The sequence below is a fragment of the Flavobacterium sp. SOK18b genome, assembly GCF_014156605.1.
Classification (GTDB): Bacteria; Bacteroidota; Bacteroidia; order Flavobacteriales; family Flavobacteriaceae; genus Flavobacterium; species Flavobacterium tiangeerense.
The window spans coordinates 1-5,250 of the sequence record NZ_QKNZ01000149.1 but is presented as its reverse complement, the minus strand read 5'-3'; the positions used below and the strand labels follow the sequence as shown (position 1 = coordinate 5,250).

The following is a 5,250-nucleotide window of genomic DNA, read 5'->3' as shown; positions in this document are numbered from 1 at the left end:
AGGTCTTTTTCAATTTTTAATATCTCATTTTGCGGCTTTTTATGCAGGTAAGTAGGTATTGCAGCTCGTAGTGGTTCTTTAATAAAATCTTGCCATTTTTTCACATTTTTTTCATGTTCCTTGAAATTATTTAGCATTCCAGTAACCCTCAAAACATCATCTTTTGTTCCCTTCACCATAATTGGGAAATAAAAAGAAGTGGTTTCATATTCCACGCCTGCAATTTTATCAGGGTGCAATTTGAACCAGTTATCGTTTGAGGTTATTTCTAGGAAGTTTGACATTACAATTCTCTTTCTAAATGTGGAATACAAGCACTTGCACTGAAATTGTTTTGGATCATTTTAGCAATAATCATTTCCTCTATATTTCTATATCCTGATTCTGTTTGGATCAGTTTATAAATTGTAGGTGAATTAGCTAACGTAACTGTTGCTAATGCTTCTTTTATATTTTCTCTTAATTGGGTGATAAGCTGTGTCTCTGTCATTTTATTTACAATAATGCCCGTATCCTGCGGTGGTTTTTAATAGTTTAATTCGGTCCTGAATACTTTCCTCTTTTTTGAGAATATTTAGTCCTTTTGCGGTTTTATCGGCATCTATTTTTTGAGAATATCCAGTGATGAAAGCATTTTTAGTACGGTCTATTACTCGGTGGTGTCCGTGTTGGAACTTTACATAAAATCGTTTCATTTTACTTTCTTTTAAAAATTAATATATCGGTGGGAACATCGGTGTTTTTAAAAACTTTAGGCATACGGTACGCATCCACAAGATCTGCGTATTCCCCTATCATTTCTTTTTCGTGTTGGTAGGTTTTGTCATTACGCATGAAATTTGAACCTGTGATAAACACTAATAAACCGCCTTTTTTGAGCAGTTTTAGGGATTGTAACATGAAAAACATTTCGACCTGTTTAAATTTCAAACTCTTAAAATAACTAGAGTACAAATTGGCATACTTTCCGTAAGGTGGATTACCTATAACCAAATCAAAAGGAGCGTCTTTTAACCAGGTGTTATTGTTCTTTAATAAAGTGGTAAATCGTGGCTCCTGTAAAAATGCAGTTTCAAAATAGTTGTTATAAATAGTAATGCCAAGAACTCGCTTCTTTGAAACTTCATAGTTCAAAGGATCGAGTTCGAAAGCTGTTACATTTTTAGGGTTGGGTAATACGGTTAAGAAATTACCAGTTCCGCAGGCTGGCTCAAGCACTTTGCCTTTGAGTGGATCAAAGCCATAGCGAATTGCTAATTTGTACATTACCTCGCACAGCCATATTGGAGTAAAAAAAGAATAGAGACGGTTGGTTCCCTCATTGGGTTCAAATTCCTCCAGTGCTTTATAATCGGATTCGGTTAAAATAGGCTTTGCGAGTATTTCTTTAATAAGAATACTCATTTTGGTTTGGTTTAATGGTGTTTTTTATTGCTCAATTACCCAATTTTTTCCCAAGGCTTCTACAATAGTGTGTATTTGGTAATTATCCACGTTACTGTCTAGTCCTCCTTTCAGGAATTGGTCAATAATATTCAAAAATAGTAATTCTACGTTAATATCAGTAATTAAGTAATTACTTTTTGCAGGAAGCTCGAACTCGTCTTTATTTGAATAAGCATTTCCAATAACGACTCCTTTGTACATTAGCTTTATTTGCTTCAATTTAATAACCCCAGCAGTATAAATATTCATGTCATATTCAGTAGGATTATGAAATCCAATATCACAATCTAACCATACCTTTCCAGACCTCAATCGTAAGTTTCTAATGGATCTGATGTCCATGGTCATTGATTCGATTACTTTTGAAAAATCACCTTTTTTCTTAAAGGCAAATAAGGTAGAAACTACTGCAGCTCCTCCTAAAATTTTTAAAATTGTATTTCCTTCCATGATTAAGTATATTTTTCAACATCAACTGTATTTATAAAACCCACGGCATCGAATAGTAGATCTCCATATAAAAAGCTCTTAAAGTGCACAGAATGGGATTGTTTATCAGCACTAACTGATTTTATTGTTCCAATATGTTCTCCAAATTTAAAAGTTGCTGCAACATCTCCAGTAGAAAAATACGTACCGTCTGCTTTTCGTTCGCCTCTATATACTTTAGCTCCATTTCTATTTTTTACCATTACTTTTGTTCCTGCTGGATAAACAATAGTGGATAAGGTAGCACGTTTTACTATTTGAGCATAGGTATTTAAAGAAACAATCTTTACTCCCTTTAATTCGAAAAGCTTTGATTCTGTTTGCAATCCGAATATTCCATCTGAGGGAACGCCCATCATTGATTGTAATTTAGCTACTTCCTGACCTCTTGAACCTAATCTTAGAATTAAATTATAGTTTGGTACTTTAGGAGCAACACTAATTGGTGTAGTAGGCGATTCCCCGTTAGGAGTTGTTGGTTCACTTTCAGTTAAAGATTGATCTTGCTTATTTCCTGAGATAGCATAAGCACCTACTCCTACAAGTAATGCAATACCTGCATAAAGCATTGTATTATTACTTTTTTTTGTGGTTGGTTTCATGGTTTAATGGTGTTAAACTAGGAATTTTGACTTCACTAGCATGGTAATCTTAAAAAATAAATACCCCAAGGTTATTGCACCAATTATTATTAGTGTTAGTTGCCATTTTGATAGTGGTTTATCTATCGGGATATCCTTGTGCGAATATACGATTTTAGTAATGTAAATAATCTTTGTAAACCGCACACTGTCATTTTTTGTGGCTCCAACATGCGTATTGACATTCAAAGTGTTTTTGTCCGGATCATAAAAAACATCAGACGAGTTGTCGCCTGATGTTTTTTTACTATTTAATTGAGACAAAAGCTTGTCTACCGATATTTGACAAACGCTATCGCACTCTTTTTTTTCAGTTTTTATTTTCCCAATGACAACAACTAAGCTATCGTGTATAGCTTTATTATTTGAAATAATATGAAAATTGTTAATGCTGTCTCTTGAAACAAAGGTGGTTTCATTCTTCTCAATTAAAGGCTGCTTTGTCTTGCAGCTCACCAAAAAAATCGAAGATAAAAGCAAAATAAGTAATAGCGAAAAAAAGTAATAAAGGGCTGTTCTCATTTTTGTAAATGTTATTTGTTAGTTTTTTTTTTGTTTCTGTCGTTTCTATACATGATGTACCATCTGTGTAGATTGTAACCAATAAAAATAAAACCACTTACTACTGCATAACCTGTTTTTATTAATTCTAAATTAAATACAAACATCATAAGTGAGTATAAAAAGGTTATTTTTAGATCTATAATTTCGGAGATAAGTTTCATTTTATGTCGTTTTATTTTGATTCATCTTATCTATTGTTTCCTGTTTTTGCGCACTACCTGAGCTGCTACCAAAATAATAACCTATTACAAGACTTAAAGCTCCTACAACCGCAATAAGAATTTGAGGATTTTCTTTGCCAAAGAACGTCGTGATAAAAAAATATGAAAAACTAAAAAAAACAATAAATAAAGCTATAATAGCCTTGATATTTTCTAATACTTTTTTCATTTTATAACTTCATCATTAAAACACCCGTAGGAGTTACATAAACATTATATCTTTCAAGACCTGCTGCTCCTGCAGCTGAATCATCGGCGTATTCTGAAATACCAGTAAGTTTTAATTTATTTCCTGCAAAAATTTCAACTCCGCCGCTAGGAGCATTTATTCTGATTTTAGAGTTGGAATTAATTGACAGCCCAAGAAAATTATCGTAAGAAAACGTTGCGTCGCCATATTCAGAATTATTTTCAGGACTAAATATGTGGAATGCTCCTGATCGTAATTTAAAAGCTCCGTTTTGTTTGGTGTCTCCAAATAAATTTCTATTACCATGTTGGGTCAAATCACCCATCATGAAAATACCGTTACTAGAGTTTATTTGAATATGATCATGTTCAATTCTGAAACTTCTATTTGCATTAGAAATCACAAAATTTGATTCCGCCTGAAAACCTTGATCTAAAATTTGTCGTAAATTAGGAGTGTTTGAATTGGCTAACCGAATAGTTACGTTACCGTTAATTGGAGTTATGCCGTTAACACTTTTAACTGAATTGTCAGTAACCTTTTTAACTACTTTGTTTTCTCCAATTACAAGGTGCTTATCCGTTGAAGATCCGCTGGCAACTGAATTTAATTGTAAAGGTTTAGTTATTACTTGATTTGTCTGCGCACTTACTATCATCCCGATAGCTAAAATGCATGATGTGATTAGTTTTTTCATTTGTTTTTTATTGTGGAATAGTAAATCTGTTTGATATTTCTTGATTGGTGTCTATGTCTACGATTACATAATAACCGTAAAAAGGTGGGGCCATTTGTAATTGCCATATTCCTTCTCCTGATTCTTCATCCTGGCCGATTGCAATTAAATTATTTTGCTCATTAAAATATTTGACACCAACATTAATTCCTTCATCATTTCTTTGTTCCATGTTATAGTTACCTTGCGGGTTAAAATCTCTCTTAGAGTAAATAAATAATTCACCATCGATTAACCTTTTGATATCAAAACTATTTGAACTGATTATATCTAAAAAATTAACTGTAAATGGATCAGAATCGCTAAATTCCCCTGATGTGTCTCTTAATTTTACAATGTTCTTATCTCCTAACTGTAAGAATTCACCGTTTGGTTCAGATAAAGTCATTTCGAATTCAGGAAGATAACCCCCATCGCCATCAGGGGCTAAAATGACTGCATTAATACCTAGAAATCCGGAGTTAAATGGATTTCGAGGGTCAAATGGAATAAATTGATCAAGTATTTCTTGTCTTAGGTCATAACTTAATAAACCATTTGCAAATGATTTAATAACGCCTACTTTATTATCCTGAGCTGTCTGATAGCTATTTAACAATAGAGGGTCTCCGCCGTAAAAAGTTCCAGAATTTAAAAATTGTCCTTCAATATTTCCTATAACGGTATCTCTTGGTTCAATAACATCATTGTTTAGATTTCCATCAGCTTTAAAAACAAGTAATTCAGCCGAGGTAATTACTGTATTTTTAGATCTTGAATTTTCCTCACAACAAGAACAAACTTTGTGTAGATCAGAAGGCATAATAATTACATTACCTTTTCCTTTATTGATAATCCTAAATTGTATTTTCATATTGGTTTATTTTTAGTTTGATATGATATCGTATCAATTATAAGGATTACAAGAGCTTATAGTTGAACCTGATCCACTAGGTATAACAACACCGTTTTCTACATATATAT

The 5,250-nt window shown here is 32.7% G+C and carries 11 protein-coding genes; all 11 read right to left on the bottom strand.

The features are described 5' to 3' along the window. Positions 1-284: hypothetical protein (locus tag DNC80_RS15430; RefSeq protein ID WP_182651977.1), on the bottom strand; the 284-nt coding region annotated here is incomplete at its 3' end. Then, a complete protein-coding gene (locus DNC80_RS15425) occupies positions 284-490 on the bottom strand; it encodes a hypothetical protein (protein ID WP_182651976.1) in 207 nt (68 codons plus the stop codon). The genes DNC80_RS15430 and DNC80_RS15425, both read right to left, overlap by 1 nt. 1 nt (position 491) lies before the next feature. Further along, positions 492-695: a hypothetical protein gene (locus DNC80_RS15420; protein ID WP_182651975.1), complete on the bottom strand. Its 204-nt coding sequence runs from the start codon at positions 693-695 to the stop codon at positions 492-494. 1 nt (position 696) lies between these two features. Continuing rightward, positions 697-1,404 (bottom strand): class I SAM-dependent methyltransferase, encoded by a 708-nt coding sequence (locus DNC80_RS15415; protein WP_182651974.1) that lies wholly within the window; start codon positions 1,402-1,404, stop codon positions 697-699. A gap of 24 nt (positions 1,405-1,428) precedes the next feature. Beyond that, positions 1,429-1,896, bottom strand: coding sequence for a hypothetical protein (locus DNC80_RS15410; RefSeq protein WP_182651973.1), 468 nt, complete (start codon positions 1,894-1,896; stop codon positions 1,429-1,431). Between the two features lie 2 nt (positions 1,897-1,898). After that, positions 1,899-2,537, bottom strand: coding sequence for a hypothetical protein (locus DNC80_RS15405; RefSeq protein WP_182651972.1), 639 nt, complete (start codon positions 2,535-2,537; stop codon positions 1,899-1,901). A 12-nt stretch (positions 2,538-2,549) separates the two neighbouring features. Then, positions 2,550-3,098, bottom strand: a complete 549-nt coding sequence (locus DNC80_RS15400; RefSeq protein WP_182651971.1) for a hypothetical protein — start codon at positions 3,096-3,098, stop codon at positions 2,550-2,552. Positions 3,099-3,109: 11 nt separating this feature from the next. After that, positions 3,110-3,301, bottom strand: coding sequence for a hypothetical protein (locus tag DNC80_RS15395; RefSeq protein ID WP_182651970.1), 192 nt, complete (start codon positions 3,299-3,301; stop codon positions 3,110-3,112). A 1-nt stretch (position 3,302) separates the two neighbouring features. Then, positions 3,303-3,530 (bottom strand): hypothetical protein, encoded by a 228-nt coding sequence (locus DNC80_RS15390; RefSeq protein ID WP_182651969.1) that lies wholly within the window; start codon positions 3,528-3,530, stop codon positions 3,303-3,305. Position 3,531: 1 nt separating this feature from the next. Next, positions 3,532-4,248: a hypothetical protein gene (locus tag DNC80_RS15385; protein WP_182651968.1), complete on the bottom strand. Its 717-nt coding sequence runs from the start codon at positions 4,246-4,248 to the stop codon at positions 3,532-3,534. Positions 4,249-4,255: 7 nt separating this feature from the next. Next, entirely contained in the window at positions 4,256-5,140 is an 885-nt protein-coding gene (locus DNC80_RS15380) for a hypothetical protein (RefSeq protein ID WP_182651967.1), read from the bottom strand. Positions 5,141-5,250 lie beyond the last annotated feature (110 nt).

Excerpts from the sequence above, each read along its gene's own strand:
- DNC80_RS15425 (WP_182651976.1), bottom strand. The coding sequence starts at position 490 with ATGACAGAGACACAGCTTATCACCCAATTAAGAGAAAATATAAAAGAA.
- DNC80_RS15420 (WP_182651975.1), bottom strand. The coding sequence starts at position 695 with ATGAAACGATTTTATGTAAAGTTCCAACACGGACACCACCGAGTAATA.
- DNC80_RS15415 (WP_182651974.1), bottom strand. The coding sequence starts at position 1,404 with ATGAGTATTCTTATTAAAGAAATACTCGCAAAGCCTATTTTAACCGAA.
- DNC80_RS15410 (WP_182651973.1), bottom strand. The coding sequence starts at position 1,896 with ATGGAAGGAAATACAATTTTAAAAATTTTAGGAGGAGCTGCAGTAGTT.
- DNC80_RS15405 (WP_182651972.1), bottom strand. The coding sequence starts at position 2,537 with ATGAAACCAACCACAAAAAAAAGTAATAATACAATGCTTTATGCAGGT.
- DNC80_RS15400 (WP_182651971.1), bottom strand. The coding sequence starts at position 3,098 with ATGAGAACAGCCCTTTATTACTTTTTTTCGCTATTACTTATTTTGCTT.
- DNC80_RS15395 (WP_182651970.1), bottom strand. The coding sequence starts at position 3,301 with ATGAAACTTATCTCCGAAATTATAGATCTAAAAATAACCTTTTTATAC.
- DNC80_RS15390 (WP_182651969.1), bottom strand. The coding sequence starts at position 3,530 with ATGAAAAAAGTATTAGAAAATATCAAGGCTATTATAGCTTTATTTATT.
- DNC80_RS15385 (WP_182651968.1), bottom strand. The coding sequence starts at position 4,248 with ATGAAAAAACTAATCACATCATGCATTTTAGCTATCGGGATGATAGTA.
- DNC80_RS15380 (WP_182651967.1), bottom strand. The coding sequence starts at position 5,140 with ATGAAAATACAATTTAGGATTATCAATAAAGGAAAAGGTAATGTAATT.